Source organism: Brevibacillus sp. AF8, from assembly GCF_021270385.1.
Lineage (GTDB): Bacteria > Bacillota > Bacilli > Brevibacillales > Brevibacillaceae > Brevibacillus.
Genome location: NZ_JAGQDN010000020.1, coordinates 21,458 through 36,519, shown reverse-complemented (window position 1 = coordinate 36,519; position 15,062 = coordinate 21,458). Strand labels below are relative to the sequence as shown.

Sequence of the window (15,062 nt, the reverse complement as noted above, 5' to 3'; positions counted from 1 at the left end):
ACAGGAAGGTGAAGGACGTATGTTAAAAGGAATCCCGGTTTCCGCTGGCATTTCGATTGCCCCTGTTTTACGCCTCACACACGAAACTGCCATCACGCAGGCAGAGTCCACCACTCCAGTGGATGCAGCTCAGGAGCTAGGACTACTTAGCAAAAGCGTAGAGCAAGCACGCGAACAACTGGAAAAGCTAAAGGAACAGACAGAGGAACAATTAGGTTCGGAAAAAGCGGCGATCCTCTCTGCTCATATTGCCTTTCTGGATGACCCGGCATTTGTCGGGGAGATGAGTGCGCTCATTGAAAATCAACAACTGGCGGCATCTACCGCCGTCTCGCAAGTAGCCGATCAATTCATTGCCCTCTTTGAGAGTATGGACGATGCCTACATGAAAGAGCGCGCGGATGATATTCGTGATGTGAGCCGCCGTCTGATTCGAAATATTTCGGGTGGTGACACCGTCATCTCCTACCCGGAAGAGCCTTTTATCCTGGTTGCATGGGACGTCACCCCATCCGAGACGCTTCAGCTTCCACTCCAGCATGTACGAGGAATTGTTACGGCAAAAGGTGGCGCTACCTCTCATGCAGCCATATTGGCACGCTCTCTCGGAATTCCCGCTGTCATGGGTGCAGGCGATACCTTGATGGAAAAAGTAGACTCCGGAAGTTTGCTGATTATCGATGGAACCTCTGGACAGCTGATTGTTTCGCCTGATGCGGATACACTGGCTGCCTATCAGGAAAAAGCCGCGCAGGAAGAAAAGGAGCGCCAATTGTACGAAGCCATAAAGGAACTGCCTGCCGAAACCACCGATGGACATCGTGTTCACCTGATGGCAAACATGGCTGTGCCAGAAGAATCTGATGCACTGATCGCATCTGGTGTAGCAGGAATCGGGTTATTCCGCTCCGAGTTTTTGTTCATGGATCGCACCACCCTTCCCGATGAGGCCGAACAATTTGCTGCATACAAGCATGTAGCCGTTGCTTTTGGCGACAAGCCGGTCATCATTCGTACCTTGGATGTTGGCGGCGACAAGCATTTGCCAGCACTCGCGCTTCCGCAGGAGGAAAACCCGTTCCTTGGCTTCCGCGCCATGCGCATCTCCTTAGCCAGACCGGAATTGTTCCTGGTGCAATTACGCGCACTCTTGCGTGCCAGTGCATTCGGTCGCCTGCTGATTATGTTCCCGATGATTTCCCATATGGAGCAACTGCGTGAAGCCAAACGATTGCTGGAGCAAGCAAAAGCAGAGCTGCGAGCAGAAGGGATCGCTTTTGACGAGAAAATCGCCGTAGGCATGATGATGGAGATTCCAGGCGCTTGCCTGCAAGCAGATGCGTTTTCGAAAGAGGTAGACTTTTTCAGCATCGGCACCAATGATCTCGTTCAATACACGCTGGCAGTAGACCGGATGAATGCCAATATCGCCGAGCTGTACAGCTACTACCATCCAGCCGTATTACGACTGATTTCCCAAGTTATCGAAGCTTCCCATCGGGCAGGTATTTGGACCGGGCTGTGTGGGGAAATGGCGGGAGATCCGTTGGCAACCAAGCTCTTGCTCGGATTGGGGCTCGATGAGTTCAGCGGTGCCGCTTCGGTCATGCCAAAAGTCAAAGAACGCATCCGCTCCACCAGCTTAGAGGAAGCGAAAAGATTGGCTGAACACGTCCTTACACTCTCTACTGTAGACGAGGTCGTTCAGTATCTGAAAGACAAAGCCTTATAGAAAGGTTTTGTCGCCCGAGTAGTGTAAGCGCTTCCAATATATCGATCAGAATGGTCTCTCTCCGGTTTATTCCTTGTGCCCTCATCATTTTGCATTTATCCGGAGAGCGGCTTCCCTGATAAATTCATCCCATTCCAAGGAGGTTTTATCCTATGCTCGCTTTTCTGCAAAAGATTGGGAGAGCCCTGATGCTCCCAGTCGCAACGTTGCCAGCCGCAGCGATTTTGCAAAGCTTTGGTCTTCTCAAATTCGAGAAGGACCTCAATCTCGGTGCCTTTGGTGCCTTCATGGACTCGTACATCGCTCCGCTTTTGGCTGCTGGCGGTGCAGCTATTTTTGACAACCTGGCATTAATCTTTGCTGTCGGTGTTGCCATTGGCTTGGCTGGAGATGCTGTTGCTGCTTTAGCCGCTGTCATTGCCTACGTCGTATTGACGAAAGTACTTGCTGCTGTTCCTGCTGCCATGCCTTTCATCGCGGATGATTTAAAACTGAACATGGGTGTCATCGGCGGTATTATGGCCGGTGGTATTGCAGCATTTTTCTACAACCGCTACCATTCAATCAAGCTGCCAGAATGGCTGGGCTTCTTCGGTGGAAAACGCTTCGTCCCGATCGTCACTTCTCTCTCCATGGTTGTCATCGGCTTGATTTTTGGGATTATTTGGGGACCGATCCAGATTGCCCTTGACTCATTGGGCTCTTGGATCGTAGGTCTCGGCGCAACAGGTTCTTTCTTGTTCGGATTCTTCAACCGATTGCTCGTTCCATTTGGTCTGCACCACGTACTCAATGCGATTGCCTGGTTCCAAATCGGTGACTTTACCGATGCGACAGGAAAAGTGGTACACGGCGACCTGCATCGTTTCTTTGCGGGAGACCCGTCAGCAGGAATGTTTATGACTGGTTTCTATCCGATCATGATGTTCGCACTTCCTGGAGCGGCATTCGCTATTATTCACTCAGCGCGTCCTGAAAAACGCAAAGTAGTTGCTTCTATGTTTATTGGTGCGGCTCTCGCTTCGTTCCTGACCGGGATTACTGAGGTAGTGGAATTTGCGTTTATGTTCGCTGCCCCACTCCTGTATTTTGTCCACGCGATATTGACGGGTGTGTCCGGGTATATCGTGACCTCTCTCGGCATCAAGCACGGCTTTGGATTTTCAGCGGGTCTGATCGACTACGGTATCAACTACCACCTCTCTACGAATGCCTGGATGATCATCCCGATTGGTCTGGCATTCGCCGTGGTCTACTACGTCCTGTTCCGTTTCCTGATTGTGAAGCTGAACCTCAAGACACCGGGACGTGAGGATGATGAAGAAATGACAACTACAGCTACGGGAAGGAACAATTCGATGCAGGATAAAGCGATCCAAGTGCTCACTCACATTGGTGGAAAAGAAAACGTCGTTAGCGTAGACGCCTGCATCACTCGTTTGCGTCTCGTCTTGAAGGACGACAAGAAGGTCAATGACAAAGCCTTAAAGGACCTCGGTGCAGCAGGTGTTATGCGACTGGGTCAAGGAAGCGTGCAAGTCGTCTTCGGAACCCATTCAGAGCTGCTAAAAGAAGAGATAACCAAGCTATAAAGGAAAACGAAAGCCCGGTCACGGTGAAATCCGTACCGGGCTTTTTTCTGTTTCCTGAATGGGTAACGGACGCGACCCGGCATCATTCCCATCATGTGTCGTACTATATGGGCATCGCGCGTTGTTTTCCAACTCCTTTTCAAACATGACCAAGCGCTCGAGAAATCCCTCGCAAGCCGGCATACTCTGTGGCGCCATCATTTCAATTTCGTAAGCGACGGTCTTTCTCCATATTTCCAGCTGCCTTCTATTTGCCTCCCAAGCGTTCAACCCATCCCACCCCTTTTTGCCAAATCAGCAAACAATTCGGATAAAAAGATCAAGCATGCTGCATCGTAGTTTTTTAGCCAACACTGGCAAATGATTGGCCTTGAAGTCATATTCTCCCTTCTCGTACTTCAAGTATGTCGAAGCATTTCGAAACCCGAGTGCTTCCGCCATTTCTTGCAAGGTCAGCTTGCACTCATTACGTCGTTGCGCGATAAACGGGAGGTTGAGCCGTTCCACCAGTTATCCCCTCCTGATTTGCAAAAATGGCAAATATTTATAGTTACATCATATCCTTTCAATTTTAGCAAAGTCAATACAGATTTTGTCATATTAGCAATCTTGTTTTTTCCGTAATGGAAAATTGTTAGAATGGAATTGCCAAAACGATAAAGGTGGTCTCACGATGTCCATAGTTGGTCAACGCATAAAATGGCTGCGCGAACAAAAACAATGGTCACAACTTCAATTAGCTGAAAAGCTGGGCATACATAATACGGTACTTTCGAGGATCGAGTCAGGCGAAAAGAAGGGCGTCGATTTTCATCTGATTTCCAAAGTCGCAGATTTATTTGAAGTATCCACCGATTTTCTCCACGGTCGCACGGAAGAACCATCTTGGAAACGCGGTTCTGTCCGGGAAACACCAGCGACCTTTTTGGATGTCGATGGCCTGACAGAGAAAGATCTGATTGAGGTCAAGCGCCATATTGAATTTTTAAAATGGAAGGCTTTGCAGGAAAAGAACGAAGACCCTTCTTGAAGATTCATTAACGAATAACAGAAAAACCCCTGTCTCCAGGGGTTTTCATCGTGGCAAGCGTCAGGCGTACTCTCCTGATGCTTTTTTTATATAGGCTGTGTTATTCTTCGCTGTCGTTAGCCATTTCGTCTGCATTCAACTCGATCCAGCTCTGCGACCAAGACTCAATTCCCTTGAGCACTGGAGTCAGAGCTTTCCCCATCTCCGTTAAGGAATACTCTACGCGGACAGGAGCAGAATCAGTAAACACCTGCCGATGCACGAGTCCTTCCTTCTCCAAATCCTTCAAACGCTCAGAAAGTAGCCTTCCGCTTACTGGCAGGGCCCCTTCCAATGCACAAAATCGCTGTGGTCCCGACAACAACTGGTATAGGATTAGACCTGTCCATCGCTTCCCCAACAACTGCATACCTTTTTCGAACTTGGGACAGAGGGTAGACTGTTTCATAGGTATCACCTCATTCTCCTTCCAGTATACCGCTCTTTGTTCAATCCATCAAAACCAATGATGCGAATCACCCTTGAAAAATACACTTGCCAACTGTTGGGATTTTATTGAATCACTTGACTTAGGAATTTATTATTGTATACTTACTAACGAAAAGTAACTTTGTTACGCATTTAAATTTCGGAGGGATTCATACATGTCTAATCGTTTTGAATGGAGCGCACTTATTCTACGTGTGATAGCTGGACTTACTTTTGCCATTCACGGAGTGGCCAAATTCCAAATGGGGCTGGAGAATGTCGCTGGTTTCTTCGGGACCATGGGACTCCCTGCATTCATTGCTTACCTCGTAACCTTCTTGGAGGTAGTAGGCGGTATTGCCTTGATTCTTGGTCTGGGTACTCGCGTGTTCGCAGGTGCGTTGTCTGTTGTCATGATTGGTGCAATCTTTACAGCCAAGCTCGCTGTCGGCTTCCTGGGCGGTGAAGGTGGGGCTGGTTATGAATTGGATCTGGCCTTGCTTGCGATGTTGGTTTCTCTTGGAATTAGTGGCAGCACCAAGTTCGCACTGGACACTATCCTGTTTGGAAAAAGATCGGTTGAATAATCCATTGTTTCACATATAAAAGCCAAGCCTGAAGGTCACATTTGAGCCCCTTCTGACTTGGCTTTTTTTATTCTTTTTGCGGTGATTCCTCGATCATTTTTTTATTGATGATCCTTATTTTATCTGCTGGTGATTTCTCGTCCTTTGCACTAATAAATACGGAGTTATCTCCCGCTTCAAAAAACATGACATAATCCTGATCGGCCATACTCTTCTCTTCACTGACAGGCGCTCCCAGATTTTTACGGATTGTGTCCAGATTCGTTTCATTAAGATGAAGGCCGGCCAAATCAATTCCATATACGCGATCTTGCCCATCAAAATAAATGAGTGCCGTCTCTAGCTTCTCAAAGACTTCATAGCGCCCGCCATCCCAATAATCCTGTTTCGTTACCTTGCCGTATAGCGCAGAAACTTCATCCCGCTTCATCCCGATGTGGATATCGAATCCACTGATTTCGTTTTTGGCGAGCAGCTGCAAAAATTGCTCATTGAGAATCATTTGACGTGCGGTAGCGGTTTGCTTCTCTTGCTTTTGGTCGCCACCGCTGTTTCCCGCCTCTTGCTTCTGCTCGGTTACAGGCTGTGGTTTTGTATCTGTTGATACGTTCGTGTCAGGTGAACAGCCTCCTGCAATCAAGCCTGCCATTACGGTCATACACACCCATTTTCTCATCCGAATTCGCTCCTTTTCTTCCTCTTGAATGGTTTCATCGCAACTTCATCACGGGTATGACGTATCTTTTAGTAAAAAGTGAGGTGTTGTATGATGCCACTCTGGTTACTCGTCGTATTTATTTTCGGAGGTCTCTTGCTGATTGGAGCCATCATCGATTGGATTGCCAAGCGCCGGAAGCAGAGAATCCTCATAGAGCGTAACAATCGTGATTCCCATTCCTTTAATGAAGGATACGATCCGAGAAACAAAGACGAATATCTCAATTGATAGACGCAGCTTACCATCATTTGGTTACCAGACCGAACCTAACAAAAAAGACCCCAAAAAGGGTCCCCCTTCACACCACAATGCTGATGATAATTCCTGACAAAATGCTGACAAGTGTTGCCCCATATAACAGCCTCAATCCAAACCGGGCGACGACATTTCCTTGTCTTTCATTCAAACCTTTTACCGCGCCAACAATCGTCCCGATCGAGCCAAAGTTCGCGAACGAGATCAAAAACACAGACACGATGGCAATTGTTCTTTCGCTCAACTGACCTTGAATCTTCGTAAAGTCGAGAATGGCGACAAACTCGTTCGCTACTATTTTGGTGGCCATGATACTTCCTGCTTGTACAGCTTCGTGCCAGGGAACCCCCATAAGAAAGGCGAGCGGGGCAAAGACGTACCCTAATAACGCTTGGAACGAAATACCGAATACTGCACTGAATAACCCGTTCACCATCGCAATGAGTGCAATAAATCCGAGCAACATCGCGGCCACGACCACGGCTACTTTAAACCCATCCAGAATGTACTCTCCGAGCATTTCAAAGAAGGCCTGTTTCTCTTCTTTTTCTTGATCGAGCAAATCATCTTCCGGCTTTACTTCATACGGCGTAATAATGGAAGCAATGATAAAACCACCAAATAAGTTGAGTACCAATGCAGCTACCACATACTCCGGTTTGAGCATGGTCATGAAGGAGCCCACGATCGACATAGACACGGTGGACATTGCAGAGGCGCACAGCGTGTACAACCTGTTTTCCGGAATGGCACCGAGCTGTTTTTTCACCGTAATAAACACTTCGGATTGCCCGACAATCGCCGAGGCAATCGCATTATACGACTCCAATTTTCCCATGCCATTCACTTTGCTCAATACGAGCCCTACATACTGAATGAATAATGGGAGGATCCTCGTGTACTGCAAAATGCCAATCAGTGCAGATATGAAAACAATCGGTAGCAAAACTTGCAAGAAAAACGGCGTCGCACCCGGATTCGCAATGCCACCGAAAACAAAATTAATCCCCTCGTAGGCATACTTCAGGAGTATGGAAAAACTGCTGGCAATGCCTGATATGAAAATAAGTCCAATACTGGTTCGCAACAGCAGCAAGCCAAACACGATCTGAATCAGAATCATGATAAGGATAGGACGATACCGAATGTGCTTTTTATCACTACTTGCCAGCCAAGCAAGCAAAAATACGGTAATCAAACCTATTCCTGCGATGATATAATTCATGCAACCAACTCCAATAGCAAAAGATTTAGAGCCGACACGTACTATTACCGATCTGCTTGTCTTGCTCCATAATCTTCCCAAAAGAGCATAAAAAAACCCTCCTGAACGATGAATAATCGAACAGAAGGGGGATGGAACAACTATACATCTGCCACGGCGATGGCCTCAATCTCAATTAGCAGCTCGTCCCTGATGAGTCTGCTCACTTCAACTGCAGAGCTCACTGGCGGGGTTTCTGTATTCACGTACTGATCTCGAATCTCTCGGACAATGTGAATCTTGGAGATGTCGGTCACGAAAAAAGTCAATTTCACTACATGATCAAAGCTGACTCCTGCCGCTTCTAACGCGAATTGGATATTTGCGAAAACTTGCTTGGTCTGTGCCGCTAAATCACCTGTGCCGACCACCTGGCCTTCTTTGTTGAGAGCCACCTGACCCGATACGTAAATCGTCCGGGCGTTCCGAACCTCTACCGCATGGGTATAGCCAAACGTAGGTGGCATTGTTTCAGGGTTAATGAATTTGATTCGCTTATCATTTTGCATCACGACACGCTCCTTGCTTTTTTACTGATTTCTATTGGAGGAATTAAATTGATTAAATAGTCCGCTTCCAGAGCTTCTTGGCTGTTCTTTTTTGTTTGCGGCTTCAAATTGCTGAAAAAGTCCGCCGTCATTCTTCTTTTTTTCTTCTACTCTTATTTCTTTCTTTTTGGGTAGGGGTTGTTGAATTGGTGTTCTTTCTGGCTTTACAGGCTTTATGGGCTCTACATTCTTTTTCTTTCTCGTACTTTTCGTGTTTTTCGTAATGATCTTGTTAGGGGTTTGCTTCTTCTTCTTTCTTCTTCTGGTCATATACCAATAGGATAAAGGAAAAATACCGAGCATGATCGCACCGGCTGTAATCAAATACAGCTTCCAGATGGATTGCCTTTTCTCTTCCTCCTGTTTTTCTTTCCGTATCTTTTGGACAACCTGTTCGAAGTCGCGAACCTTATAGTCTTCTTTAACAGAAGATAGATCCTTCACAAACCCAACGGAACGGCTTCCATCGTAAATAAAATTTCGCGGAACGTTATTTACTGTGAGCTGGTATATGAATCCTGTGGGGACCCCTGAATTTTGGATTTTTTCTTCTATCTCATCCAGAAGATCAGCAGCAGTCGGATCAATCATTTGGTCATATTCCAAAACTTCATAGTTCTTACTTTCTGTTTTTCCTATTAACTGAACATTTTCTTCATTGTTAAACAGAAAATACCTCGGAATCTTATTGATATTCTTCCGATAGACTTTGTTTTTCGGGAAATGATGCAAGGCCATTTCGTTGCTATGCATTTCAAGTGTCTGCTCTGACAGCAGTACCTCTTCTGCTTCTATGATGGGAAGGTTTGTCTCAATGGCTTCATATTTGGGGAGCCATTGAATGGTACCATCCGAGCGCAAAAACAAGTAAATATCCTGATATTGAAAGGATGTCACATAGATTTGATCCGTTGGTAGGTTATGAAGATAAAACTCTTTTTCAAATGGTGTTGGATCGAAATTGTATGGGATGTTAAATACTGTTGACCCATTTATCTCACTCTCATCTACCTCTTCTATCTGTCCGTTATTATGTACGGTAAAGTATAGGGAACCGTCATGAGTGGATTCCCCCCATATCGTAGTTTGATAAAATTGATTGGGTCGTAAATGGTATGGTCCAATACCTCCATCAATTTGAAATAAGATTTCGTCCCGTTTGATTCTTTCCTCTTCCGCAGCGGCTTCTTCGCTCGTCTCCTCTTCTTGACTAGCCTCTTCTTCCTCGAATTGCTCTTCATCATCGTCGTCATCGTCATGCTTCTTGATTTTAACCGGCTTGGATGATTGGAAACCGCTTGACGGTTTGGCCCTTTTTATCGTGGAGCTTGAGCTTTTACTGGTTGAGGCTGAGCTTTTTCCTGAAGAATATGAGCTTTTGCTTGAGGAGGATGAGCCTGTACTAGATGATCCCGAGCTTCTGCCCGATGAATAGGAGCTGGTACTAGATGACCCTGAACTTTTGCCGGACGAATAGGAGCTGGTACTAGACGACCCCGAGCTTCTGCCTGAACTACTGGAGCTAGATGAACTTGAGCCTCTAGATGACGCAGGTTCTACTGGAAGGATAACTAGACTAATCATTACAGCGCTAAGAAAATAGGCAAGCAAGTTCCGCATGAAATATGACCCCTCTATGAACCAATCAATGGTTCTCTCTTTCTAACAGTTAAATACTACCACCTCGTATCATGAAAATGCTACAAAATTCCTACCCTTCCTTCTTCACCCTCTTATTGCTTTTTACCAAAAAATCTATCCTGTATAATTTTTGGGAAATAGGGAAATAGAAAGAGAGGTTTTGCTAATGACAACGGTATACGATAAAGCGAAATATCATTACGAAAACTTTGAGGAGGACCTTCCTCAAAAACAGGCATACGTACATACAGGCTTTTTCATTGGCTGGTTGATTGAAAAGGATATGGTTAGCGAGGATTTTAAAAAGAGTTTCGAAAACCTAATCGCTGATTTTAAACAAAGGCAGATTACTGGTCCTGAAGTTTATGAGAAGACGGGTGGGGTATTTGCAAAAGACATGTTGAATGAAGAAGGAAACCAGTTCGCGATGTTTTACTTCGATTTCGATACGGGGGAGTATCGGTATCATTATCTAGAAGCGTTTGATTGCGAGCCAAGTGTGTATCACGTGGAAGATACTTGGGAGAATTATGATCATATCAAAAATTGGATCGACAATGAGTACGAGTACTGGTGCGAGAAAAATGAATAAGACCGCGTGAGTACGCGGCCTACAATCAAGTCGCTATTTTACTTCTTCAGGATGAAATCAGACATAACTGCCTTTTCCCATTGAACTCCTTTTGGACTCACATTGGTGTAAAGCGATATGGAGTCCGAATCTTCAATTACCGCTTTCAAATGAAAATTCATGTCCTTGGGCTGCAAATATTCATCATACAGCTGTTGGTAGTTGGGATCGTTCTTTTCTTTTGCCGCTTTGATGTAGTCCACGGTGTCAGGGTCTTTCTCAAAGTTTTTGTATTTCACTTGATATCCGAATGTCGCTTCTACTTTTCCGTCAACGGTTTTCTCTTCATAATCTGACAGGGTAAACTCGAGCAGCTCATAGTGGGAGGAGAAAGCTTTGTTGCTCTCTTCTTGCAAATAGCCCGCAATTTTGTCAAAGCTTGAAGAGCTGTCTACGGATTGTTTCTGGTCTGTGCCAGTGTTCGTTACCTCTTTTGGAGGTGGCGTAGCAGTCGGATTTTGTACGACCGCGTCTGAGCTGCAACCACTAAAGAAAATAGCCAATACCATGCTTACGACCACTTTTTTCAAAGGAAACACCCCTTATCTCCATCGTTTTTTGCTACAAGTTATACGTGTGAGACATGATCTATGTCTCAGTATTTTCCAAATAAAAGATGAGGGGGGATGCATAAAATGTTCAAGATGCCATGTATTATGAACATTTATGGACGTTCATTAAATACGAAATCAATGTTTTATGGACACTGATTATTGATTCCAAAAAGGTGTACCTTTATGGACGTACAGGGCAAATCAGTTCTCGCTTGATGTTAAGTTTCGACCAAAAGAAAAACCGCTCTTGTTGAGCGGTTCATTGAACTCTCGTTTCCCGTTAGTTTGAGGACGAATAGAGCGGTTTGCCAACCTTAGAGCCACTGTTTTCAATCATTAGAATAAAATTGAGTAGAACGAGAATCATCAAAGTTTTATTTTGTGCATATGGAATGTAACTTGGTTTCATCTTCTCTTCCATCAATAAATCCACCGCATCTTACACATCGTGGGATTTTCGAAATATTATCTTCATACTTTCTTAAAATATTTTGCCCCTTAGTCGAAACATGTTTATTTTCCCTAAAATCTATATATGGAAATCTCAACTGAATATTCATAAATTCTTCATTACTACAAGCTTCTAAAACAGCCTTATAATAATCTGCAACTTCATCATACGCTTTCTTTGCTTGTCTTTTCTTCCTGGCTATTTCTTGTACATGTCTTTCATTTTCTACTAGATAATCCTCAAATTTTCTTCGATTATTAACAAATTGACTTAACAAATCCTGTTTCTCGATTAATAAAATCATAAATCGCATAAAACCATAGAATGAATTAGTTTTAAATTTTTGTGTGGCGCCATAAAAATAAACTTGCTGATTAATATTAAGTTCATCTTGAACAAAGCGCAGTACATTCAGTGCTTTTTCTTCCAAATCCTTCAATCCCAATTTCTCACCATTATCAACTATCTTCACAAAATTATATATTCTTGATATTACGAAGTCTTCATTTAACGAACCAGCGAGTGGAAAGTTTTTTAAGTGGAAAGAAAAATAAGGAATAAAAAGCCTGTTAAAAAGTTCTAGACTTTTCTCGCTTTGATCTCTGGAAGTTTGTCCAAGTCCATGAGACAGAATTGCCCTACTTAATTTAGATGTATCTAAGCTATCATTTTCAATCAGCTCTTTTTCATCTTCGGAAATCACGACACCTTGCTCATTAATTCTTATAAATGATTCCTTAACCTTTTCATAATTCCCTGTTACCCATTGAACAGCTATTGATCTTTTGGCAATAATTTGTTTTACTTGCTTGTACTTTTCTTCTTTTGATGCTTTTATTTCGTTGTAGCTACCGACTTTATCATTAATATATTCTTCGATTGCATTATGGTTACTATCAGATAATTGGTTTTCTTTTCCATAATCGGAATTAACCCATGCTATTAGAGAACTTATTCTGTGAGAACCATCAATAACGTATATTTCTCCGTCTGAACTCTCCCATAGTATTATTGCAGGTATTAAGCCATCATCTAAAAATGTTATTATCAATTTTTCTAAACGTTCTACGGTCCATTGATTAGTATCTCGTTGAAATACAGGTTTTCTCAATTGATCGTAGAAAAACTGACCTTTTTCTAATTCTGTTAAATTAAATCCACTTCGTCTATCAGACTGTAAAGCTATCTGATTATTATCATTCTCTTCTATGTTTCTTCTTGGAATCAAGTGTTCTAAATTACATTTCATCGTTGAAATAGACAATTTTACTTTCACCTCATTATATATTAGTATCAAAAACTCTTGTTTTGTAAGCCTTTTCTCTAGATAAAGGATTTGAGCATCCTGAATCAACAATATATCTTTCAAATAAAACTTGGTTAATTTATTTGTTAAATCAATCAATACATTTAATGCCGTTCTTTTATTACCATCTGCAAACCCATGGATATTATGATGTGAAATAAATAATTCAATAATAAATTCTAACTCAGAACTGAAATAGACCTTCTTTGCATAAGAGGATTCATAGGAGTTCTTATCTACAAATAATCCAGGGTGAAAGTCAGCGTGCCTAAAGTTTACCAATTGTGCATAATTTAAAAAATCATCAATTTCATCTTGATTGGATTCTAGAACCCTATTTTGCTTAATTGGATATTTAAAGTCTTTCGATAATACTTCTGTAATCCTCTCTATACTTTTTACTTTATATTCTCCACCATCATAATCTTTTAAGTTTTTATAAGCCTGCCTTTCGTCAGGTGTCATAGTTCTGTTTACTACGATATTATTTATAGCTCCCATAAATTTCACTCCCATTATTGCACTCATTCTGAAAATAATATTCAAATGAAATTTGACACTTTTTTGAGTTGCGATGCACCCCGGGATGATTTAACAGTCTGACTTGATACTGAGGCGAATTAGTTCGCAAGATCACTTACAAGCAGAGACTCAACATCTTTCGATGGCGATACGAAAGGGGATGAGTGTTTATATAATGGTTTAGAAATATAAACGGAAGTGAGAGCCTATCAAATTAGGTAAGGCTCTCATATTTTCTATGCAACCTTCAGGATAACATTCTGCCGTAGGCACTTATCTCAATGACCGTCTCATTTTAATCCAATCAACTCTATCCCAATTTTTTCAAAAAGTATTATTATGGTCCTGATCTTTTTCTAATGGGGAGCAGTGCTTTTCTGTTTTGAATAACATTGCCTAATGGACTGAATTGATTATGTTGGTAAATCAAATCATCCCTGTCCATTTGTACGTAAAGATGTGTTGTCGTAATATCGGCGTGTCCGAGAATCCTTTGAAATGAGAAAATGTCCATACCATTTAACGCAGATTGTTTGGCGAAAAATCTACGATACGAAAAGAAATTGATCTATTAATCCCTGCTCGTTTTACATACTTGCGTAGATTCGTGCGAATACCATCTGTGGTTAATCGTTAACCAAAATTGCTGACAAATACGGCTTTGGTGTCAAAGTGCAGCTTAGTTTCGTTATACAATTCATGGAGTCTTCGGCTTACTTCGTTTGACAGAGGAATAATTCGATTTTTGCGATTTTTATTCTTAATTGCGGGCAAATTGATGCAGCGAGAAATGAAATCAATATCCAATATATCCAAAGAACATACCTCTTGCACCCTCATTCCGCTATCTACGAATAGCAAAATCATTACGTAGTCCCTAAACCGAGCGTATGATCTTTGATTTGGTTGTTGCAATAGAAGCTGGATTTCTTCTTCGCTCAAAGTTTGCTTTGTATCTAATTCGACCTTCATCAATTTGATGCTACTCGTAGGACTTTTTACAAGTACCTCCTCTTTGACTAGAACGCTGAACCAAACTTTCAGAAATCGTATGCGAATATTGACTGTATACGGAGATAATCCACTTACATCATTGTTAACTCTGTAGTCAACGCCTTCATAGCGAACCTTTTCATATGACAAGTAATTGATGTATGAGGGGATGATTGTAGGGCTAATGTCTTGCACATGTAGAAGATTTGAATTGTTCGCATTCAGCCATTCTTGGAAGTATCCAAACTGAACATGGTATTCCGCTTTTGTTCGAGGTTTTACATTTTCTGCTTCTTTCACTTACGAATAGCTTAAATGCTTCTGCGATGCTCATTTGAAACGGAGTAGTTATCGGACGCTCTGCAGACGATTCATTCCGTCCAAGTACAATACGTTTTCCTTTACAACCTTCTGTGCTTTTTACAGTTGCCATCTTCATGTCCTCCTAAGATGACTGTGGAGGAAGCGGTTCTGTGTAGGGAGGAGCAAAAGTCTCGCAAGGTTTGGAACAACAGTCTACCCATTTTCCCAGAAGAAACTGTGAGTCCGATTTGCCCTGTAAAAAAACTAAAAACCTTGCAATAACAAGGTTTAAGAAGTTATGGCGTCCCCGAGAGGATTCGAACCTCCGACCTACAGTTTAGGAAACTGACGCTCTATCCTGCTGAGCTACGGGGACATTTTACATTCACTTCCATTATAGTGAAATCGCTCGATTTTGGCAATTGAGGACCAGGGTGACCATGCCCGGTCCTCCTTTATTTATTTGT

At 42.9% G+C, this 15,062-nt stretch carries 16 protein-coding genes and 1 tRNA gene; 6 read left to right on the top strand and 11 right to left on the bottom strand.

All coding sequences use genetic code 11. The features are described from left to right. Nucleotides 1-19 precede the first annotated feature (19 nt). Together ptsP and nagE are read left to right on the top strand one after the other, a co-directional pair. The gene (gene ptsP, locus KB186_RS21880; RefSeq protein WP_232774366.1) at nucleotides 20-1,732 is read left to right on the top strand and encodes a phosphoenolpyruvate--protein phosphotransferase; all 1,713 of its coding nucleotides are present in this window, start codon (nucleotides 20-22) and stop codon (nucleotides 1,730-1,732) included. Between the two features lie 152 nt (nucleotides 1,733-1,884). Beyond that, nucleotides 1,885-3,324: an N-acetylglucosamine-specific PTS transporter subunit IIBC gene (gene nagE / locus KB186_RS21875; protein ID WP_173612139.1), complete on the top strand. Its 1,440-nt coding sequence runs from the start codon at nucleotides 1,885-1,887 to the stop codon at nucleotides 3,322-3,324. An 18-nt stretch (nucleotides 3,325-3,342) separates the two neighbouring features. Here nagE and KB186_RS21870 read toward each other — a convergent pair whose 3' ends face one another. Together KB186_RS21870 and KB186_RS21865 are read right to left on the bottom strand one after the other, a co-directional pair. Beyond that, a complete protein-coding gene (locus tag KB186_RS21870) occupies nucleotides 3,343-3,594 on the bottom strand; it encodes a hypothetical protein (RefSeq protein WP_221868211.1) in 252 nt (83 codons plus the stop codon). A gap of 24 nt (nucleotides 3,595-3,618) precedes the next feature. After that, entirely contained in the window at nucleotides 3,619-3,831 is a 213-nt protein-coding gene (locus KB186_RS21865) for a helix-turn-helix domain-containing protein (RefSeq protein ID WP_173612140.1), read from the bottom strand. A 166-nt stretch (nucleotides 3,832-3,997) separates the two neighbouring features. Here KB186_RS21865 and KB186_RS21860 point away from each other — a divergent pair, with 166 nt between their 5' ends. Next, nucleotides 3,998-4,354 (top strand): helix-turn-helix domain-containing protein, encoded by a 357-nt coding sequence (locus tag KB186_RS21860; protein ID WP_229087872.1) that lies wholly within the window; start codon nucleotides 3,998-4,000, stop codon nucleotides 4,352-4,354. 100 nt (nucleotides 4,355-4,454) lie between these two features. On the opposite strand, the gene KB186_RS21855 is transcribed toward KB186_RS21860, so the two are convergent. After that, nucleotides 4,455-4,802 (bottom strand): winged helix-turn-helix transcriptional regulator, encoded by a 348-nt coding sequence (locus KB186_RS21855; RefSeq protein WP_106656985.1) that lies wholly within the window; start codon nucleotides 4,800-4,802, stop codon nucleotides 4,455-4,457. Nucleotides 4,803-4,998: 196 nt separating this feature from the next. Here KB186_RS21855 and KB186_RS21850 point away from each other — a divergent pair, with 196 nt between their 5' ends. Beyond that, nucleotides 4,999-5,409 (top strand): DoxX family protein, encoded by a 411-nt coding sequence (locus tag KB186_RS21850; RefSeq protein WP_173612143.1) that lies wholly within the window; start codon nucleotides 4,999-5,001, stop codon nucleotides 5,407-5,409. Nucleotides 5,410-5,476: 67 nt separating this feature from the next. On the opposite strand, the gene KB186_RS21845 is transcribed toward KB186_RS21850, so the two are convergent. Further along, nucleotides 5,477-6,085 carry a hypothetical protein gene (locus KB186_RS21845; protein ID WP_173612144.1) on the bottom strand — a complete coding sequence of 203 codons (609 nt, stop codon included), beginning with the start codon at nucleotides 6,083-6,085 and terminating at the stop codon, nucleotides 5,477-5,479. 90 nt (nucleotides 6,086-6,175) lie between these two features. Here KB186_RS21845 and KB186_RS21840 point away from each other — a divergent pair, with 90 nt between their 5' ends. Then, nucleotides 6,176-6,355, top strand: a complete 180-nt coding sequence (locus KB186_RS21840) for a hypothetical protein (protein WP_173612073.1) — start codon at nucleotides 6,176-6,178, stop codon at nucleotides 6,353-6,355. Nucleotides 6,356-6,425: 70 nt separating this feature from the next. Here the strand turns inward: KB186_RS21840 and KB186_RS21835 are convergent, their stop codons facing one another. The 3 genes from KB186_RS21835 to KB186_RS21825 all read right to left on the bottom strand — a co-directional run bounded on the left by KB186_RS21835 (nucleotide 6,426) and on the right by KB186_RS21825 (nucleotide 9,814). Then, nucleotides 6,426-7,607, bottom strand: coding sequence for a NupC/NupG family nucleoside CNT transporter (locus KB186_RS21835; protein WP_221868209.1), 1,182 nt, complete (start codon nucleotides 7,605-7,607; stop codon nucleotides 6,426-6,428). Between the two features lie 140 nt (nucleotides 7,608-7,747). Further along, nucleotides 7,748-8,155 carry a RidA family protein gene (locus KB186_RS21830; protein WP_232774365.1) on the bottom strand — a complete coding sequence of 136 codons (408 nt, stop codon included), beginning with the start codon at nucleotides 8,153-8,155 and terminating at the stop codon, nucleotides 7,748-7,750. Nucleotides 8,156-8,176: 21 nt separating this feature from the next. Next, nucleotides 8,177-9,814, bottom strand: a complete 1,638-nt coding sequence (locus tag KB186_RS21825) for a hypothetical protein (protein WP_232774364.1) — start codon at nucleotides 9,812-9,814, stop codon at nucleotides 8,177-8,179. A gap of 187 nt (nucleotides 9,815-10,001) precedes the next feature. Here KB186_RS21825 and KB186_RS21820 point away from each other — a divergent pair, with 187 nt between their 5' ends. Continuing rightward, a complete protein-coding gene (locus tag KB186_RS21820; RefSeq protein ID WP_173612147.1) occupies nucleotides 10,002-10,427 on the top strand; it encodes a DUF7832 domain-containing protein in 426 nt (141 codons plus the stop codon). A gap of 38 nt (nucleotides 10,428-10,465) precedes the next feature. Here the strand turns inward: KB186_RS21820 and KB186_RS21815 are convergent, their stop codons facing one another. From KB186_RS21815 to KB186_RS21805, 4 genes are all read right to left on the bottom strand, one after another. After that, on the bottom strand, nucleotides 10,466-11,005 hold the full coding sequence (locus KB186_RS21815; RefSeq protein WP_370646710.1) for a hypothetical protein: 540 nt from the start codon (nucleotides 11,003-11,005) through the stop codon (nucleotides 10,466-10,468). A gap of 389 nt (nucleotides 11,006-11,394) precedes the next feature. Next, on the bottom strand, nucleotides 11,395-13,278 hold the full coding sequence (locus tag KB186_RS21810) for a GmrSD restriction endonuclease domain-containing protein (RefSeq protein ID WP_232774363.1): 1,884 nt from the start codon (nucleotides 13,276-13,278) through the stop codon (nucleotides 11,395-11,397). 654 nt (nucleotides 13,279-13,932) lie between these two features. Continuing rightward, nucleotides 13,933-14,271: a tyrosine-type recombinase/integrase gene (locus tag KB186_RS28490; protein WP_370646712.1), complete on the bottom strand. Its 339-nt coding sequence runs from the start codon at nucleotides 14,269-14,271 to the stop codon at nucleotides 13,933-13,935. A gap of 623 nt (nucleotides 14,272-14,894) precedes the next feature. Next, a tRNA-Arg gene (locus tag KB186_RS21805) sits at nucleotides 14,895-14,971 on the bottom strand. Between the last annotated feature and the right edge of the window lie 91 nt (nucleotides 14,972-15,062).